The organism is Pseudomonas sp. S2_E01, assembly GCF_054668365.1.
On record NZ_CP162762.1, the window covers coordinates 322,369 to 339,818 of the forward strand.

Sequence of the window (17,450 nt, forward strand, 5' to 3'; positions counted from 1 at the left end):
CAAAATTTGGGTGTAGGTGTCCGGGGCAGGTGATCAGCTGTCGAAGGCATTCTGCAGCCAATTCAACTCATCGTGATCGCTGTCGATGGCGACCACGTCGAAACGGCAGGGGGAATTGGCCCAACGCGGCTCGCGCTGAAGAAAATACTGCGCGGCAAGGATCAGTTTCTGCTGTTTGCGCTTATCGATGCTATCGAGTGCGCCACCCCATTGAGTGTTTTTTCTGTAGCGAACTTCAACGAATACTACTGTATCGCCCTCCAGCATGACCAGATCAAGCTCACCCCGTTTACACAACCAGTTCTGCGCCAGGAGGCGCAGACCCTGTTGTTGCAGATGCTCGAGCGCATGGCGCTCGGCATCCTTGCCGCGTTGCTGGCGTGACCTCTCGGGCATCAGCGCGGGGTGTTCGGCAGGCGTTTAACCTGGCCGTCGACGAACTCGGCCCAGGGCAACTGACGAACGACGCGTTGGTTCTGCGTCATGCTCAGGCTGCCGGATTGACCTTCGATCTGACTGTCTGGCAGGGCTTTGAGTTGACCCAGGCGCGGGGCCAGGCGATAGGCATCGACCCCCATCGCATACAGGCGACCGAGGCTGCCTGCCGCTTGTGGCCATTGCGCGGTGACTTGTTGGCGCAGCGGGTCGTTGGCTTCCAGCAACCACGGGGTTTCGCAGAAGCGAATGCCGTTCATGTCGTTGTACTGGTTGACGTCGCCGCTGGCACTGAACACGTGAGAGGTGGCGTAGACCGGTACGTCACCGGCGTACTGGAAGTTCAGGGTTGGTTTGATCTGCTGGGCCTGTTGAGGCGTGGCGGCCAGGAAGATGAACTCGATGTCCTGACGACGCGAAGGCTGGGCAGCCACCTGCGAGCCAACGGTGCTTTGCAGGCTCTTGGCGCGACCTTCGCTCTGGCGCAGCTGGAACATGTCGGCAATCTGCTGGGCCAGTTGCACCGGCTGATCGACTCGCTCGGTGGCCACGATGCTGCCGCCATTGGCTTGCCAGTCCTGGCTGAATGCGCGCAGCACGCGATCGCCCCATTCGCCTTTCGGCACCATGATCGCAGCGCGATGCAGGCCGTCGGCGCGAGCGCGGCGGGACACTTCGCGAGCTTCGTCCTCGGCAGCCAGGCCGAACTGGAACAACTGCGCCGGACCCTGCGTGCCCTCGCTGTAGTTCAGTGCCAGCGTGGTGATCGGCAATTGGGGGCGAGTGCTGAGTTGTTTGACCAGCGGCTTTTCCAGGGGGCCGACCACCAGTTGCACACCGTCGGCTTGCGCCTTGCGGTAGAACTCGTCGAGCGACGTCAGGCGCGAGCTGTCATAGAAGGCAATGGCTGGCGGCTTTTGGCCGGCCTGTTGAGCCTGGTAGTGAGCGGCCATGAAACCGTCGCGAAGGGCTTTGCCCACCGAGCCCAACGGGCCGTCTTGTGGCAGCAGCAGGGCGATCTTGCTCAGGGGCTGGCTGGCCAGTTCCTTGAGGTTGGTCAGCGCTTGTGGCAACTGGATGGCGGCCGGGTGTTTCGGGTTCTGGGCGCGCCACTGGTCGATGGCCGCTTGCTGTTGTTCCAGCGTGCCGGCGGTTTTCACCGCCAGCGCCAGGGCAAGCCAGCCGCCGAGGTCGTCGTTGCTCGACGGTTGCAATTGGTCGGTCGGCAGCGAAGCGATCAGTGTCCAGATCGCTTCGTGGTTTTTACTGGCTGCTTCGCCGCTGAGCATCGGAGCAATGAAGATGCGCTCACGAGCGGCCGCAAGGGTCTGACCGTCGGCTTCCAGGGCGCGAGCGCGCACCGTGCCGGTCCGAACCTGTTGCTCGACCGGCAGCTCGGCCAGTTGTTGCAGGCTCGGGTGGTTCAGGGCCGTTAGCGCGGCTTTTGGCTGGTTGCGGGTCATGGCGAGTTCAGCCGCCAGGGTGTTGGCGAACACCTGTTGGCCCGGTTTGAGTTGCTCGACCGGTACCTGTTGCAGGATTTGCGCGGACTGGCCGGCATTGCCCTGGCGATAGGCCAGGTCGGCTGCACTCAAGCGATACAGTGCCGCTTGTTCCGGCGTTTTGCTTTTCGCAGCCTGATCGAGCAGTTGCTCGATGCTGGCATCCGCGGTCCGTGGGATTTCGTCAAGGCTGGAGGACGGCGAGCTGGCGCAGGCCGCCAGTAGGGCAGCGAGGCAGAGGGCAGTAAACAGCCGCAGGCAAGCGATCATGTAGTGTTCCTGATACTCGATCAAATTAGCGTGGAATTGTACCCAAGCACTGGCCGGGGCGCGATGTTACTGGCGTGAATCGATCAATTTAGCTCATGCAATCGTCGCAGGCCGGCATGAAACCTCGAAAAAACCGCGTTTGTCAGTGCCTGTCGAAAGCGTCGCCAAGGGTTACAATGGCGGCTTTTACCGTTCATGAGGTGTGCGCTTTGACTGCCCCAGGTGCTTTGAATTCCGCTGTTGGCTCGCTTTATGTGGTGGCGACGCCCATCGGCAACCTGGACGACATCAGTGCGCGTGCGCTGAAAATCCTGCGGGAGGTGGCATTGATCGCTGCCGAAGACACGCGTCATTCCCAGCGATTGATGCAGCATTTTGGTATTTCCACGCCGCTGGCTGCCTGCCATGAGCACAACGAGCGCGACGAAGGTAACCGCTTCATCGCCCGTTTGCTGGCGGGCGATGACGTGGCGCTGATCTCCGATGCCGGAACGCCGCTGATATCCGATCCTGGTTATCACCTGGTTCGCCAGGCTCGAGCGGCGGGCGTCAATGTGGTGCCGGTGCCGGGGGCTTGCGCCTTGATCGCTGCGCTATCCGCAGCGGGCCTGCCGTCGGATCGGTTCATTTTCGAAGGCTTTTTGCCGGCCAAGACTGTCGGCCGACGTTCCCGCCTGGAGCAGGTCAGGGAAGAGCCGCGCACGCTGATTTTTTATGAGGCGCCGCATCGCATTCTTGAGTGCCTGCAGGACATGGAACTTGTATTCGGGCCCGAGCGCCCGGCGTTGCTGGCCCGCGAGCTGACCAAGACCTTTGAAACGCTCAAGGGCTTGCCCCTGGCCGAGCTGCGCGAGTTCGTCGAGTCGGACAGCAACCAGCAGCGCGGGGAGTGCGTTGTGCTGGTCGCTGGCTGGTCCGCCCCCGAGACCGAGGATGCCGTGAGCAGTGAAGCCATGCGCATTCTCGACCTGTTGCTCGAGGAGATGCCGCTCAAGCGGGCCGCAGCCTTGGCGGCGCAAATTACCGGCGAGCGCAAGAACGTTCTTTATCAGGTCGCCCTGGAGAAACAGAAAGGCGAGTGAAAGCCGACGCGCGACGCGCCTGGAGGCGTTTAGCGCTTGTTCTTCGGGCGCTCTGCCGTTAACCTTTGCGGCGGAGAGTCGATCGGACAGTCGCTGCCCGCTATGAAAATTAGGGGGGGAGGAAAGTCCGGGCTCCATAGGGCGAAGTGCCAGGTAATGCCTGGGAGGCGTGAGCCTACGGAAAGTGCCACAGAAAATAACCGCCTAAGTGCTTCGGCACCGGTAAGGGTGAAAAGGTGCGGTAAGAGCGCACCGCACGTCTGGCAACAGTTCGTGGCTAGGTAAACCCCACTTGGAGCAAGACCAAATAGGGTCCCAAGGCGTGGCCCGCGCTGGGACCGGGTAGGTTGCTAAAGATGTCCAGTGATGGCCATCGTAGACGAATGACTGTTCAAGACAGAACCCGGCTTACAGATCGACTCTCCACCTTTTCCTTTCTCCCTGTTTAAAGTCATGAGCAGGGTGCGCGTAATGGCAATTTCCCTCCTTGTAAATGATTCGCAGAACCCACCTTGTAATACCGAAAAAATCTTACTCTTAATAAATTACTTTAACTTGTGAGCGCAGCTTTCTGTGTTCATTCGAATTGTTGGGCAGATTCCACCTCCAGATTCTCGTTACCCCTCCTGATGTGCTCCTAAATCTCAGTTCTGTAAGGGTTTTCCTTTAATCCGCGCCTTGACGGTGCAGTGGGCGCGTTCCTATAGTGTGCGCAAGTGGCGGAAAGTGGCATGAAGTGGGTTTTTTGAGAGCAAAACGCTAATATTTGGAGAAACGCTGACGTGTTTCGCGGAGCTAACGCTATCAGTCTCGACGCAAAGGGCCGTCTCGCCATGCCGAGCCGGTACCGTGACGAGCTCGTTTCGCGTAGTTCCGGACAGTTGATCGTCACCATTGATGCCGTTGATCCATGTTTGTGTGTTTACCCCCTCGATGAGTGGGAAATTATTGAAACCAAGCTGCGCGCACTGCCTTCGCTTCGCGAAGAGAACCGTCGTCTGCAACGTTTGCTGATTGGTAATGCCGTCGACCTCGAGCTCGATGGCAGTGGTCGTTTTCTGGTACCGCCGCGTCTTCGTGAATATGCCAGGTTGGATAAACGCGCGATGTTGGTGGGCCAACTGAACAAGTTCCAATTGTGGGACGAAGATGCCTGGAACGCGGTTTCTGCCGCCGACCTTGCTGCTATTCAACAACCGGGCGCCATGCCTGATGAACTGCGTGATTTGATCTTGTGACTATTGATAGCGGCTTTAACCACATCACCGTACTGCTTGACGAGGCTGTCGAGGCTCTCGCCGTGCGTGCTGATGGCTGCTATCTGGATGGCACGTTCGGGCGCGGAGGGCACAGTCGGTTGATTCTCAGCAAGCTCGGTCCCGATGGCCGGTTGCTCGGATTCGACAAGGATCCTCAAGCGATTGCCACCGGGCAGACGCTAGCGGCCGAAGACGGCCGCTTTGTCGTTGTGCAGCGCAGCTTTGCCGAGCTTGGGTCGGAAGTGACCGAACGTGGTCTGGCCGGCAAGGTGAGCGGCGTTTTGCTCGACCTGGGCGTATCCTCGCCACAGCTCGATGACCCTGAGCGCGGTTTCAGCTTCCTCAACGATGGTCCGCTGGACATGCGCATGGACCCGTCCCGCGGCATCAGCGCGGCCGAGTTCGTCAATACCGCGCCAGTGGAAGAAATTGCCCGCGTATTCAAGGAATACGGTGAAGAGCGATTCTCCGGACGCATGGCCCGTGCCGTGGTCGAGCGTCGCGACATCGCGCCATTCGAGCGCACGGGCGACCTGGCTGAAGTGCTGAAAGTCGCCAACCCGGCATGGGAGAAGGGCAAGAACCCGGCGACCCGTGCGTTCCAGGGCCTGCGTATTCACGTCAACAACGAACTGGGTGATCTGGAAGCCGGCCTCGAGGCCGCACTGGAATGCCTGGAAGTCGGTGGTCGCCTGGTGGTGATCAGCTTTCACTCGTTGGAAGACCGCATCGTCAAACTGTTCATGCGCAAGCTGGTAAAAGGCGAAGCCGACAACCTGCCGCGCAACCTGCCGGTTCGTCACGTGGCTTTCGAACCCAAAATCAAAGTCCATGGCAAAGCGCAGTCCGCCTCCGAGGCCGAACTCAAAGCCAACCCACGTGCTCGCAGCGCCGTCATGCGCGTTGCGGAGAAGTTGCGGTGAGCAAGCTTTTCGCCAAACCCCTGCCAGGCGGCAGCTTCTTCATGTTGCTGCTGTTTGTTGGCGTGCTCGTGTCGGCCATCGGCGTGTCCTACAGCGCCCACTGGAACCGTCAGTTATTGAACACGCTGTACAACGAGTTGAGCGTGCGCGACAAGGCGCAGGCCGAGTGGGGGCGGTTGATTCTCGAGCAGAGCACCTGGACCGCCCACAGCCGTATCGAAGTGCTGGCCACCGAACAACTGAAGATGCACATTCCTGGCGCCGCTGACGTGCAGATGGTGGCGCCATGATGAAGCTTGAAGGCGCACTGTTCCCGTGGCGGTTTCGCCTGGTGCTGGGCCTGCTCGGCGTCATGGTCGCGGCCATTTGCTGGCGCATCATCGACCTGCAAGTGGTTGACCGTGCCTTCCTCAAAGGCCAAGGCGACGCGCGCAGTGTTCGCCATATCCCGATTCCGGCACACCGTGGCCTGATCACCGACCGTAACGGCGAGCCGCTGGCCGTCAGTACGCCGGTCACCACGCTGTGGGCCAATGCCAAGGAAATGCAACTGGCCAAAGAGAAGTGGCCAGCACTGGCGGCTGCCTTGGGTCAGGATCCGAAAGCCCTGGCCGAGCGCCTTGAGGCGCAAGCCAACAAGGAATTCATTTACCTGGTTCGTGGGTTGACCCCCGAGCAGGGCCAGTCCGTGCTCGACCTCAAAGTACCGGGCGTCTACGGCATCGAAGAGTTCCGCCGCTTCTATCCTGCTGGTGAGGTGACCGCGCACATGGTCGGCTTCACCGACATCGATGATCACGGGCGTGAAGGCGTCGAGCTGGCCTACGATGAGTGGCTCGCCGGGGTGCCCGGCAAGCGACAGGTCATCAAGGACCGGCGCGGGCGACTTATCAAAGATGTTCAGGTGACAAAAAACGCCAAGGCCGGCAAGCCCTTGGCGTTGTCCATTGACCTGCGCCTGCAATACCTGGCCAACCGCGAGTTGCGTAACGCGATCATCGAGAACGGTGCCAAGGCCGGCAGCCTGGTGATCATGGACGTGAAGAGCGGCGAGATCCTCGCCATGGTCAACCAGCCGACCTACAACCCGAACAACCGTCGCAACCTGCAGCCGGCAATGATGCGTAACCGCGCGATGATCGACGTGTTCGAGCCAGGCTCGACCATGAAGGCGATCTCCATGAGTGCCGCGATCGAAACCGGACGCTGGAAACCAACCGACAGCGTCGAGGTTTACCCGGGCACGCTGCAGATCGGCAAATACACCATCAAGGACGTGTCCAAGACCGAAGGTCCGGTGCTGGACATGACCGGCATCCTGATCAACTCCAGTAACGTCGGTATGAGTAAGGTGGCCTTCGACATCGGTGGCGAAACCATCTTCCGTCTGGCGCAGAAGCTCGGCCTCGGCCAGGACACCGGTCTGGGCTTCCCGGGTGAGCGTGTGGGCAACCTGCCCAACTACCGCGAATGGCGTAAGGCCGAAACGGCGACGTTGTCCTACGGCTACGGTATTTCCGTGACTGCAATCCAGTTGGTCCATGCCTTCTCGGCCCTGGCCAACAACGGCCGCCTGGCACCACTGACCCTGATCAAGACCGACAAGGCACCGCAAACCACGCAAGTGCTGCCGGAAAACGTCGCGAAAACCATGCAGACCATGCTGCAGCAAGTGATCGAAGCACCGCGCGGTGTATTCCGTGCCCAAGTGCCGGCGTATCACGTGGGCGGCAAGTCCGGTACTGCACGTAAAACCTCGGTCGGCACCAAAGGCTATGCCGAAAACTCTTATCGCTCACTGTTCGCCGGTTTCGGGCCGATGAGCGACCCTCGCTACGCCATCGTCGTTGTCATCGATGAGCCCACCAAGGCCGGCTACTTCGGTGGCCTGGTCTCTGCGCCCGTATTCAGCAAAGTGATGTCCGGGACCTTGCGTCTGATGAATATCACGCCGGACAACTTGCCGCCGGTCCAACAGGCCAACGCGGTTCCGGCCATTCCACTGAAAGCCAATGGAGGGCGCGGCTGATGTCTCTAAGCCTGAACAAGATTTTCGCCCACGCTGGCCGCGATCTGCTGATCCGTGAGTTGACGATCGACAGCCGCAATGTGCGCGCCGGCGACCTGTTCCTGGCCGTGCCGGGCGGACGCTTCGATGGCCGCGCGCACATTGGCGATGCCTTGCAGCGCGGTGCGGCGGCGGTGGCTTATGAAGTCGAAGGCGCCACCGTGTTGCCGATCACCGACGTTCCGCTGATTCCGGTCAAGGGGCTCGCGGCGCAACTGTCGGACATCGCCGGACGTTTTTACGGTGAGCCGAGCCGTCACCTGAACCTGGTGGGCGTTACCGGCACCAACGGCAAAACCAGTGTGACCCAATTGGTGGCCCAGGCTCTGGACCTGCTCGGCCAGCACTGCGGCATCGTTGGAACATTGGGCACCGGTTTCTACGGCGCGCTGCAAAGCGGCCTGCACACCACCCCGAACCCGATTGCGGTGCAGGCGACCCTGGCCGACTTGAAAAAGGCCGGCGCCAAGGCTGTCGCCATGGAAGTGTCGTCCCACGGACTGGACCAGGGCCGGGTCAGTGCATTGGCGTTCGACGTGGCGGTGATGACCAACCTGTCCCGCGATCACCTGGATTACCACGGCACCATGCAGGCCTACGGCGAAGCCAAGGCCAAGCTGTTCGCCTGGAACGACCTGAAATGCCGGGTGGTTAACCTCGATGACGATTTCGGCAAGCAACTGGCCAGTGAAAAACGTGAGCCGCGGCTGATTACCTACAGCTTGCTCGACCGCAGCGCCTACCTGTTCTGCCGCGATGCGCAATTCGACGACGAAGGCGTACGCGCCACGCTGGTCACGCCGCAAGGCGAGCACCATTTGCGCAGTACCTTGCTCGGCCGGTTCAACCTGAGCAACGTGTTGGCCGCCATTGGCGCCTTGCTCGGTCTGGATTACGCACTGGATGAAATTCTCAAGGTCCTGCCCGAGCTCGAAGGCCCGGCAGGGCGCATGCAGCGCCTGGGTGGCGGCACTCATCCGCTGGTGGTGGTCGACTACGCCCACACCCCGGATGCGTTGGAAAAAGTACTGACGGCGCTGCGTCCCCACGCCAAGGGCCGATTGCTCTGCCTGTTCGGTTGCGGCGGTGATCGCGATCGCGGCAAGCGTCCGCTGATGGCCGAAGTGGTCGAGCGTTTGGCCGATGGCGTCCTGGTCACCGATGACAACCCGCGTACCGAAGATCCCTCGGTGATTTTCGATGACATCCGCGCCGGCTTCTCGAATGTGGATAACGTCACCTTCGTGGCGGGTCGCGGCCAGGCCATCGCCCAGTTGATCGCCGGAGCTTCGGCGGACGATGTGATCGTTCTGGCCGGCAAGGGGCACGAGGACTACCAGGAAATCAACGGCGAGCGCCATGATTTTTCGGACCTGGTCGAGGCCGATCGCGCCCTGACCGCGTGGGAGGTGGCCCATGCTTAAAGCTTTGAAACTCAGTGAACTGACCACCGCCCTCAGCGGCCGCCTGGTCAGCAAGGAAGCCACTTTCAACGGCGTCAGCATCGACAGCCGGGCCATCCAACCGGGCCAGTTGTTCATCGCGCTGACCGGTCCGCGTTTTGATGGTCATGACTATCTGAATGAGGTCGCGGCTAAAGGCGCCGTTGGCGCGCTGGTCGAGCGGGAAGTTTCTGACAGCACCTTGCCGCAACTGCAGGTCGGCGATACCCGTCAGGCGCTGGGGCAACTCGGTGCGTTGAACCGTGCAGCCTTCGACAAGCCCGTCGCCGCCGTGACCGGTTCCAGCGGCAAGACCACGGTCAAGGAAATGCTCGCCAGCATCTTGCGCACGCGCGGGCCTGTGCACGCCACCCGTGGCAATCTGAATAACGACCTCGGCGTACCGCTGACCCTGCTCGAACTCGCGCCAGAGCACAGCGCCGCCGTCATCGAACTGGGCGCATCGCGCCTCGGCGAGATTGCCTACACCGTCGCTATGACCAAACCCCACGTCGCCATCCTCAACAACGCCGGGACTGCCCACGTTGGCGAGTTTGGCGGCCCGGACAAGATCGTCGAAGCCAAGGGCGAGATCATCGAAGGGCTGGCCGCCGATGGCGTCGCCGTGCTCAATCTTGACGACAAGGCATTCGACATCTGGAAAACCCGCGCCGCCGGTCGCAGGGTGCTGACATTCGCCCTGACCAACAGCCAGGCGGACTTCCATGCCAGCGACCTGTCCACCGATGCTCGTGGTTGCCCGTCGTTCAAACTGCACAGCCCCGAAGGTGTGGAGCACGTTCAACTGAACCTGCTCGGCACCCATAACGTGGCCAACGCCATGGCCGCTGCTGCGGCAGCGTATGCCCTGGGCGTGTCGTTGTTCGGTATCGCCACCGGCCTTGGCGCGGTGCAGCCGGTCAAGGGCCGCACCGTGGCGCAGTTGGCCAGCAATGGCATGCGCGTGATCGATGACACCTATAATGCGAACCCCACTTCCATGTGCGCAGCCGTTGATATTCTCGCCGGCTTTCCCGGCCGCACCGTCCTGGTGCTCGGGGACATCGGCGAATTGGGCGACTGGGCGCAGCAGGGGCACCACGACGTGGGCGAGTACGCCCGTGGCAAGGTCTCGGCTCTGTATGCCGTGGGTCCGATGATGACTCACGCCGTGAACGCTTTTGGCGAACAGGCTTATCACTTTGCCACCCAGGCAGCGCTGATCGAGGCCCTGGGCGCCGAGCAAGACACAAACACCACCATTTTGATCAAGGGTTCGCGCAGCGCGGCGATGGAAAACATCGTCGCGGCCTTGTGCGGGTCCAGTCCGGAGAAACATTAATGCTGCTGCTGCTAGCGGAGTATCTGCAACAGTTCTACAAAGGCTTCGCGGTCTTCCAGTATCTGACCCTGCGCGGGATTCTGGGTGTGTTGACCGCGCTGGTCTTGTCGTTGTGCTATGGCCCCTGGATGATCCGCACCCTGCAGAACCGTCAGATCGGCCAGTCCGTTCGCAACGATGGTCCGCAATCGCACCTGTCCAAGTCGGGTACGCCCACCATGGGCGGCGCACTGATCCTGTCTTCGATCGGCGTCAGCACGCTGCTGTGGGCTGACCTGAGCAACCGTTATGTCTGGGTGGTCTTGCTGGTCACCCTGCTGTTCGGCGCCATCGGCTGGGTGGATGACTACCGCAAGGTCATCGAGAAGAACTCCCGTGGCCTGCCAAGCCGCTGGAAGTATTTCTGGCAGTCGGTGTTCGGCCTCGCGGCGGCGATCTTCCTGTACAAGACCGCAGCAACGCCGGTCGAGACCACGCTGATCCTGCCGATGCTCAAGGACCACAGCATCGCGCTGGGCGCGGGCTTCATCGTCCTGACCTATTTCGTGATTGTCGGCTCGAGCAACGCGGTCAACCTGACCGATGGCCTCGACGGCCTGGCAATCATGCCGACCGTGATGGTCGGCGGTGGCCTGGGGATCTTCTGCTACCTGTCGGGTAACGTGAAGTTCGCCGAATACCTTCTCATTCCTTATGTACCGGGCGCGGGCGAGCTGATCGTGTTCTGCGGCGCGCTGATCGGTGCGGGCCTGGGGTTCCTCTGGTTCAACACCTATCCGGCCCAAGTCTTCATGGGCGACGTCGGCGCACTGGCGCTCGGCGCAGCCCTGGGCACCATCGCGGTGATCGTTCGCCAGGAAATCGTGCTGTTCATCATGGGCGGCGTGTTCGTGATGGAAACCCTGTCGGTGGTCATCCAGGTGGCCTCCTTCAAATTGACCGGTCGCCGTGTGTTCCGCATGGCGCCGATACACCACCACTTTGAACTCAAGGGCTGGCCCGAGCCACGCGTGATCGTCCGTTTCTGGATCATCACCGTGATTCTCGTGCTGATCGGCCTTGCCACCCTGAAGCTGAGGTAGAACGAGTGTCTCTGATCGCTTCTGACCACTTCCGCATCGTTGTCGGCCTCGGCAAGAGCGGCATGTCCCTGGTTCGCTTCCTGGCGAGCCGGGGCACGTCGTTTGCCGTGGCCGATACGCGCGAAAACCCGCCGGAACTGGCCACGCTCAAGCGTGACTATCCGCACGTGGAAGTGCGTTGTGGCGAGCTGGACGTCGAATTCCTGTGCCGTGCCGATGAGCTCTACGTGAGCCCCGGCCTGGCATTGGCGACCCCGGCCCTGCAGGCGGCCGCGGCCCGTGGCGTGAAGTTGTCCGGCGACATCGAGCTGTTCGCGCGTCACGCGAAGGCACCGATCGTGGCCATCAGCGGTTCCAACGCGAAAAGCACCGTGACCACCCTGGTGGGCGAAATGGCTGCAGCCGCAGGCAAGCGCGTCGCCGTGGGTGGCAACCTGGGCACGCCGGCGCTGGACCTGCTGGATGACGACATCGAGCTGTACGTCATGGAGCTGTCGAGTTTCCAATTGGAAACCACCGACCAGCTCAACGCCGAAGTGGCGACCGTGCTCAACATCAGCGAAGACCACATGGACCGCTACAGCGGCCTGCCGGCCTATCACCTGGCCAAGCACCGGATCTTCCGCGGTGCCCGGCAGTTTGTGGTCAACCGCCAGGACGCCCTGACCCGTCCGTTGATGGGCGAAGGTCAACCTTGCTGGACCTTCGGCCTGGGTAAACCCGATTTCAAGGCCTTTGGTATCCGCGAAGAGAACGGCGAGAAATATCTGGCCTTCGAATTCCAGAACCTGATGCCGGTGCGCGAGTTGAAAATTCGCGGTGCCCATAACCAGTCCAACGCCCTCGCGGCCTTGGCGCTGGGGCATGCGGTCGGCCTGCCGTTCGATGCCATGCTCTCGAGCCTGCGCACCTTCGCGGGCCTCGAGCACCGCTGCCAATGGGTCCGAGACCTGGACGGCGTGAGTTACTACAACGACTCCAAGGCCACCAATGTGGGCGCTGCACTGGCCGCCATCGAAGGCCTGGGGGCCGACATTGACGGCAAGCTGGTGCTGATCGCCGGTGGCGATGGCAAGGGTGCCGAATTCAAGGACCTGCGCGATCCGGTGGCTGCCAACTGCCGTGCCGTGATCCTGATGGGTCGTGACTCGGACAAGATCGGCGCGGCCATTGGCGATGGTGTGCAACTGATCCGTGTCGCGTCGCTGGTCGAAGCGGTGGAGCAATGCCGCACCGTTGCGCAAGCCGGTGACGCGGTGCTGCTGTCGCCAGCCTGCGCCAGTTTCGACATGTTCAAGAACTACGAAGACCGTGGTCACCAGTTCGTCCATGCAGTGGAGGATCTGGCATGAGCCTTTTGAACATCATCAAGCCGTATCCGTCGCCGATCATCACCGGGCGTGGTATCGACCTCGACTTCCCGATGCTGGCCGGCTGCCTGGCGCTGCTGGGGCTGGGGCTGGTGATGATTGCCTCGGCATCGACCGAAGTGGCGGCGGTGCAATCGGGCAGCGCGCTGTATTACATGATTCGCCACCTGATCTACGTGGCGCTGGGTCTGGGTGCCTGCATTGTCACGATGATGGTCCCGATCGCCACCTGGCAACGCCTGGGCTGGATGATGCTCATTGGTGCGTTTGGCTTGCTGGTGATGGTGATCATCCCCGGGATCGGCCGCGAAGTGAACGGCTCGATGCGCTGGATCGGCTTCAGCTTCTTCAACGTCCAGCCGTCCGAGATCGCCAAGGTCTTCGTGGTGATCTATCTCGCCGGTTACCTGGTGCGTCGCCAGAAAGAAGTGCGCGAGAGCTGGATGGGTTTCTTCAAGCCGTTCATCGTGCTGTTGCCGATGGCCGGCCTGCTGCTGATGGAGCCGGACTTCGGCGCCACCGTCGTCATGATGGGGGCCGCAGCGGCGATGCTCTTCCTCGGTGGGGTCGGACTGTTCCGTTTCTCGCTGATGGTGGTCCTGGCCGTCGCGGCGGTGGTGTTGTTGATTCAAGTGCAGCCGTATCGGATGGCGCGCCTGACCAACTTCGCTGACCCATGGGCCGACCAGTTCGGTGCCGGCTATCAGTTGTCCCAGGCGCTGATCGCGTTTGGTCGTGGCGAATGGCTCGGCGTTGGCTTGGGCAATAGCGTGCAGAAGCAGTTCTACCTGCCCGAAGCCCACACTGACTTCGTATTCTCGGTTCTGGCCGAAGAACTGGGTGCCGTGGGGTCGTTGTTGACCGTGGCGCTATTCGTTTTCGTTTGTGTGCGCGGCATGTACATCGGTTATTGGGCCGAGAAGTCCAAGCAGTTCTTCGCCGCCTATATCGCCTATGGCTTGTCTTTCCTTTGGATTGGTCAATTCCTGATCAATATCGGGGTGAACGTCGGCCTGCTGCCAACCAAGGGCCTGACCTTGCCGTTCCTCAGCTACGGCGGCAGCTCGTTGGTGATCTGCTGCGCCTGTCTGGGTTTGCTGCTGCGTATCGAGTGGGAGAGTCGGACCCACCTGGGCAGCGAGGAAATGGAGTTCCATGAGAGCGACTTTGCCGAGGAGCCAAGACATGGGCGCTAACGTCCTGATCATGGCCGGCGGCACCGGTGGCCACGTGTTCCCGGCGCTGGCCTGTGCACGCGAATTCCAGATGCGCGGCTACACGGTGCATTGGCTGGGGACGCCGCGCGGCATCGAAAACGACCTGGTGCCGATGGCCGGTATCGAGTTGCATCGAATCAACGCCAGTGGCCTGCGTGGCAAGGGCAAGTTGTCCCTGCTCAAGGCGCCGTTCATGTTGCTCAAGTCGATCTGGCAGGCGCGCACGATCATTCGTCAGTTGCGCCCGGCATGTGTCGTCGGATTTGGCGGTTATGTGACCGGTCCTGGCGGTGTTGCGGCCAAACTGGCCGGTGTGCCGGTGATCGTTCACGAACAGAACGCTGTGGCCGGTACCGCCAATCGGTTGCTGGTGCCGTTGGCCGCCCGAGTCTGTGAAGCGTTCCCCGACACCTTTACCCTGTCGGACAGCCGACGGACCACGGGTAATCCAGTGCGCTCCGAGCTGTTCCTCGACACCCCGCGACCTGCCCTGGCAGGTCGCAAGGCGCGTTTGCTGATCCTGGGCGGAAGCCTGGGCGCAGAACCGTTGAACAAGTTGCTGCCAGAAGCCCTGGCGCAAGTCGCTCCCGACCTGCGCCCGGAAGTGTTCCATCAGGCTGGCAAAAAACACGATGAAGTGACTGCAGAGCGCTATGGCGCCGCTGGCGTCGAGGCGCAAGTGCAGCCTTTCATCAAAGACATGGCCCAAGCCTATGGCTGGGCTGACCTGGTGGTGTGCCGTGCAGGCGCATTGACCATCAGTGAACTGGCCGCCGCCGGTCTGCCCTCGATGCTGGTGCCTTTGCCCCACGCGATCGACGACCACCAGACCCGCAACGCCGATTATTTGGCCCGCGAAGGTGCTGCCTTCCTGATGCCGCAAAGAACGACTGGTGCAGCGGATCTTGCCGCTCGCCTGACAGAGGTTTTGATGCAACCACAACGACTCACTGACATGGCGGCCGCTGCCCGTCGCCTGGCCAAACCCGATGCCACCCGTAACGTGGTCGATACCTGCCTGGAGGTGGCCCATGGTTGAGAATCAGAAAGCCATGCCACAACCGGAAATGCGCCGCATCCGTCACATCCACTTCGTGGGTATCGGCGGCGTGGGCATGTGCGGCATCGCCGAAGTGTTGCTGAACCTGGGTTATGAAGTGTCCGGCTCCGACCTCAAAGCGTCGCCGGTGACTGAGCGCCTGGAAACCTTTGGTGCGCAGATTTTCATTGGTCACCGCGCCGAAAACGCCGCTGCCGCTGACGTGCTGGTGGTGTCGAGCGCGGTGAACACCTCCAACCCGGAAGTTGCCACCGCGCTGGAGCGTCGCATTCCCGTGGTGCCGCGCGCCGAAATGCTGGCCGAGCTGATGCGCTATCGCCACGGCATTGCCGTTGCCGGTACCCACGGCAAAACCACCACCACCAGCCTGATTGCCTCGGTGTTTGCCGCCGGTGGCCTGGACCCGACCTTCGTCATCGGTGGCCGCCTGAACGCCGCGGGCACCAATGCACAACTCGGTACCAGTCGTTACCTGATCGCGGAAGCCGATGAAAGTGACGCCAGCTTCCTGCACCTGCAACCGCTGGTGGCCGTGGTGACCAATATTGACGCCGACCACATGGCGACCTACGACGGTGACTTCAACAAACTGAAGAAAACCTTTGTCGAGTTCCTCCACAACCTGCCGTTCTACGGCCTGGCCGTGGTGTGTCTCGATGATCCAGTCGTGCGTGAAATCCTGCCTCAGGTCAAACGTCCGACCGTGACCTATGGCTTCGGCGACGACTGCGACGTGCGTGCGATCAATGTACGCCAGCAGGGTATGCAGACGTTCTTTACCGTACTGCGTCCTGACCGTGAGCCACTGGACGTCTCGGTGAACATGCCGGGCAATCACAACGTGCTCAACGCACTGGCGACCATCTGCATCGCCACCGACGAAGGCGTCAGTGACGAAGCCATTGTCCAGGGGCTGTCCGGGTTCCAGGGCGTGGGTCGACGCTTCCAGGTCTACGGCGAACTGCCGGTCGAAGGCGGCAACGTGATGCTGGTCGACGATTACGGTCACCACCCGACCGAGGTCGCCGCCGTGATCAAGGCCGTACGCGGTGGCTGGCCGGAGCGCCGGTTGGTGATGGTTTATCAGCCGCACCGCTACAGCCGGACCCGTGACCTGTACGACGATTTCGTCCAGGTGCTGGCCGACGCCAACGTCCTGTTGCTGATGGAAGTGTACCCGGCAGGCGAAGAGCCGATCCCGGGCGCTGACAGCCGCAAGCTGTGCAACAGCATCCGTCAGCGCGGCCAGCTCGACCCGATCTACATCGAGCGCGGTGTCGACCTCGCGCCCGTGGTCAAGCCGCTGCTGCGTGCCGGCGACATCCTGCTGTGCCAGGGCGCTGGTGATGTGGGCGGCCTCGCTCCGAATCTGTTGAAAAGTCCGTTGTTCACCGGCGCCGTGGCGGCACCGGCCGTGGGGAAATTGAAATGACTGCTGCATACGCGAACCTCGTCTCCACTGTCGCGCCGAAGGACTTCGGTCGCGTCGCCGTGCTGTTCGGCGGCAAGAGTGCCGAACGTGAGGTGTCCCTGAAATCGGGCAACGCGGTCCTCCAGGCGCTGCAAGACGCTGGCGTTGACGCATTCGGCCTCGACGTCGGAGACGATCTGTTGCAGCGGCTGCTGAGCGAGAAAATCGACCGGGCCTTCATCATTCTCCACGGTCGTGGCGGTGAGGACGGCAGCATGCAGGGGCTGTTGGAGTGCCTGGGCATTCCGTACACCGGCAGCGGCATCCTCGCGTCGGCGTTGGCCATGGACAAGCTGCGGACCAAGCAGGTCTGGCACAGCCTCGGCATCCCGACGCCGCGTCACGCCGTGTTGACTTGCGAGGCCGATTGTATTTCGGCAGCGACGGAACTGGGCTTTCCTTTGATCGTCAAACCGGCCCATGAAGGTTCAAGTATCGGTATGGCCAAAGTGACTTCCTGCGACGCCTTGATCGACGCCTGGAAAGCGGCCAGTACCTACGATTCGCAAGTGTTGGTCGAGCAATGGATTCAAGGTCCCGAGTTCACCATCGCCACGCTGCGTGACCAGGTGTTGCCTCCGATCGCCCTGGGCACGACACACAGTTTCTACGACTACGACGCCAAGTACATCGCCAACGATACCCAGTACCGCATTCCATGCGGGCTGGACAGCACCAAGGAACAGGAACTGATGGACCTCACGGCCAAGGCGTGTGAGGCGTTGGGTATCGCCGGTTGGGGCAGGGCAGACGTGATGCAGGATGCTGACGGTCAATTCTGGTTCCTTGAAGTCAACACCGCACCGGGCATGACCGATCACAGCCTGGTGCCGATGGCGGCACGTGCCGCCGGCCTGGATTTCCAGCAACTGGTGCTGGCAATCCTGGCGGCAAGCATTGCCGACAACGAAGAGCCGCGAGGGTAAG

General features: G+C 61.6%; 15 protein-coding genes and 1 other RNA gene. 14 read left to right on the forward strand and 2 right to left on the reverse strand.

From position 1 onward, the window contains the following. Window positions 1-33: 33 nt before the first annotated feature. Window positions 34-396 carry a YraN family protein gene (locus AB4O36_RS01590; RefSeq protein ID WP_460121058.1) on the reverse strand — a complete coding sequence of 121 codons (363 nt, stop codon included), beginning with the start codon at window positions 394-396 and terminating at the stop codon, window positions 34-36. Continuing rightward, window positions 396-2,207, reverse strand: a complete 1,812-nt coding sequence (locus tag AB4O36_RS01595) for a penicillin-binding protein activator (protein ID WP_460140932.1) — start codon at window positions 2,205-2,207, stop codon at window positions 396-398. The genes AB4O36_RS01590 and AB4O36_RS01595 overlap by 1 nt, the downstream gene beginning before the upstream one ends. Window positions 2,208-2,383: 176 nt before the next feature. Here AB4O36_RS01595 and rsmI point away from each other — a divergent pair, with 176 nt between their 5' ends. The 14 genes from rsmI to AB4O36_RS01665 all read left to right on the forward strand — a co-directional run bounded on the left by rsmI (window position 2,384) and on the right by AB4O36_RS01665 (window position 17,449). Then, window positions 2,384-3,289 (forward strand): 16S rRNA (cytidine(1402)-2'-O)-methyltransferase, encoded by a 906-nt coding sequence (gene rsmI, locus AB4O36_RS01600; RefSeq protein WP_460121063.1) that lies wholly within the window; start codon window positions 2,384-2,386, stop codon window positions 3,287-3,289. Between the two features lie 74 nt (window positions 3,290-3,363). Further along, window positions 3,364-3,716, forward strand: an RNA gene (gene rnpB / locus AB4O36_RS01605) — RNase P RNA component class A. Between the two features lie 355 nt (window positions 3,717-4,071). Next, on the forward strand, window positions 4,072-4,527 hold the full coding sequence (gene mraZ / locus AB4O36_RS01610) for a division/cell wall cluster transcriptional repressor MraZ (protein WP_186530428.1): 456 nt from the start codon (window positions 4,072-4,074) through the stop codon (window positions 4,525-4,527). Continuing rightward, on the forward strand, window positions 4,524-5,471 hold the full coding sequence (gene rsmH / locus AB4O36_RS01615) for a 16S rRNA (cytosine(1402)-N(4))-methyltransferase RsmH (protein WP_460140933.1): 948 nt from the start codon (window positions 4,524-4,526) through the stop codon (window positions 5,469-5,471). The genes mraZ and rsmH overlap by 4 nt, the downstream gene beginning before the upstream one ends. Continuing rightward, entirely contained in the window at window positions 5,468-5,761 is a 294-nt protein-coding gene (ftsL, locus tag AB4O36_RS01620; protein ID WP_368555240.1) for a cell division protein FtsL, read from the forward strand. The genes rsmH and ftsL overlap by 4 nt, the downstream gene beginning before the upstream one ends. Then, window positions 5,761-7,500, forward strand: a complete 1,740-nt coding sequence (locus tag AB4O36_RS01625; protein WP_460126557.1) for a peptidoglycan D,D-transpeptidase FtsI family protein — start codon at window positions 5,761-5,763, stop codon at window positions 7,498-7,500. Before ftsL ends, AB4O36_RS01625 begins: the two co-directional genes overlap by 1 nt. Next, window positions 7,500-8,963, forward strand: coding sequence for a UDP-N-acetylmuramoyl-L-alanyl-D-glutamate--2,6-diaminopimelate ligase (locus tag AB4O36_RS01630; RefSeq protein WP_460140934.1), 1,464 nt, complete (start codon window positions 7,500-7,502; stop codon window positions 8,961-8,963). The genes AB4O36_RS01625 and AB4O36_RS01630 overlap by 1 nt, the downstream gene beginning before the upstream one ends. Next, the gene (locus tag AB4O36_RS01635; protein ID WP_460140935.1) at window positions 8,956-10,323 is read left to right on the forward strand and encodes a UDP-N-acetylmuramoyl-tripeptide--D-alanyl-D-alanine ligase; all 1,368 of its coding nucleotides are present in this window, start codon (window positions 8,956-8,958) and stop codon (window positions 10,321-10,323) included. The genes AB4O36_RS01630 and AB4O36_RS01635 overlap by 8 nt, the downstream gene beginning before the upstream one ends. Next, a complete protein-coding gene (gene mraY / locus AB4O36_RS01640) occupies window positions 10,323-11,405 on the forward strand; it encodes a phospho-N-acetylmuramoyl-pentapeptide-transferase (protein WP_460121072.1) in 1,083 nt (360 codons plus the stop codon). Before AB4O36_RS01635 ends, mraY begins: the two co-directional genes overlap by 1 nt. Before the next feature lie 5 nt (window positions 11,406-11,410). Continuing rightward, entirely contained in the window at window positions 11,411-12,757 is a 1,347-nt protein-coding gene (murD, locus tag AB4O36_RS01645) for a UDP-N-acetylmuramoyl-L-alanine--D-glutamate ligase (RefSeq protein WP_460121074.1), read from the forward strand. After that, window positions 12,754-13,971, forward strand: coding sequence for a putative lipid II flippase FtsW (ftsW, locus tag AB4O36_RS01650; RefSeq protein WP_460121076.1), 1,218 nt, complete (start codon window positions 12,754-12,756; stop codon window positions 13,969-13,971). The genes murD and ftsW overlap by 4 nt, the downstream gene beginning before the upstream one ends. Beyond that, window positions 13,961-15,031 (forward strand): undecaprenyldiphospho-muramoylpentapeptide beta-N-acetylglucosaminyltransferase, encoded by a 1,071-nt coding sequence (gene murG / locus AB4O36_RS01655; protein ID WP_460140936.1) that lies wholly within the window; start codon window positions 13,961-13,963, stop codon window positions 15,029-15,031. Before ftsW ends, murG begins: the two co-directional genes overlap by 11 nt. After that, window positions 15,024-16,484: a UDP-N-acetylmuramate--L-alanine ligase gene (murC, locus tag AB4O36_RS01660; protein WP_460121080.1), complete on the forward strand. Its 1,461-nt coding sequence runs from the start codon at window positions 15,024-15,026 to the stop codon at window positions 16,482-16,484. The genes murG and murC overlap by 8 nt, the downstream gene beginning before the upstream one ends. After that, window positions 16,481-17,449, forward strand: a complete 969-nt coding sequence (locus AB4O36_RS01665) for a D-alanine--D-alanine ligase (protein ID WP_460140937.1) — start codon at window positions 16,481-16,483, stop codon at window positions 17,447-17,449. Before murC ends, AB4O36_RS01665 begins: the two co-directional genes overlap by 4 nt. The last annotated feature ends 1 nt before the right edge of the window (window position 17,450 follow it).

Coding starts and splice junctions, on each gene's coding strand:
- AB4O36_RS01590 (WP_460121058.1), bottom strand. CDS start 396: ATGCCCGAGAGGTCACGCCAGCAACGCGGCAAGGATGCCGAGCGCCAT.
- AB4O36_RS01595 (WP_460140932.1), bottom strand. CDS start 2,207: ATGATCGCTTGCCTGCGGCTGTTTACTGCCCTCTGCCTCGCTGCCCTA.
- rsmI (WP_460121063.1), top strand. CDS start 2,384: ATGGCGGCTTTTACCGTTCATGAGGTGTGCGCTTTGACTGCCCCAGGT.
- AB4O36_RS01625 (WP_460126557.1), top strand. CDS start 5,761: ATGAAGCTTGAAGGCGCACTGTTCCCGTGGCGGTTTCGCCTGGTGCTG.
- AB4O36_RS01630 (WP_460140934.1), top strand. CDS start 7,500: ATGTCTCTAAGCCTGAACAAGATTTTCGCCCACGCTGGCCGCGATCTG.
- AB4O36_RS01635 (WP_460140935.1), top strand. CDS start 8,956: ATGCTTAAAGCTTTGAAACTCAGTGAACTGACCACCGCCCTCAGCGGC.
- mraY (WP_460121072.1), top strand. CDS start 10,323: ATGCTGCTGCTGCTAGCGGAGTATCTGCAACAGTTCTACAAAGGCTTC.
- ftsW (WP_460121076.1), top strand. CDS start 12,754: ATGAGCCTTTTGAACATCATCAAGCCGTATCCGTCGCCGATCATCACC.
- murG (WP_460140936.1), top strand. CDS start 13,961: ATGGGCGCTAACGTCCTGATCATGGCCGGCGGCACCGGTGGCCACGTG.
- murC (WP_460121080.1), top strand. CDS start 15,024: ATGGTTGAGAATCAGAAAGCCATGCCACAACCGGAAATGCGCCGCATC.
- AB4O36_RS01665 (WP_460140937.1), top strand. CDS start 16,481: ATGACTGCTGCATACGCGAACCTCGTCTCCACTGTCGCGCCGAAGGAC.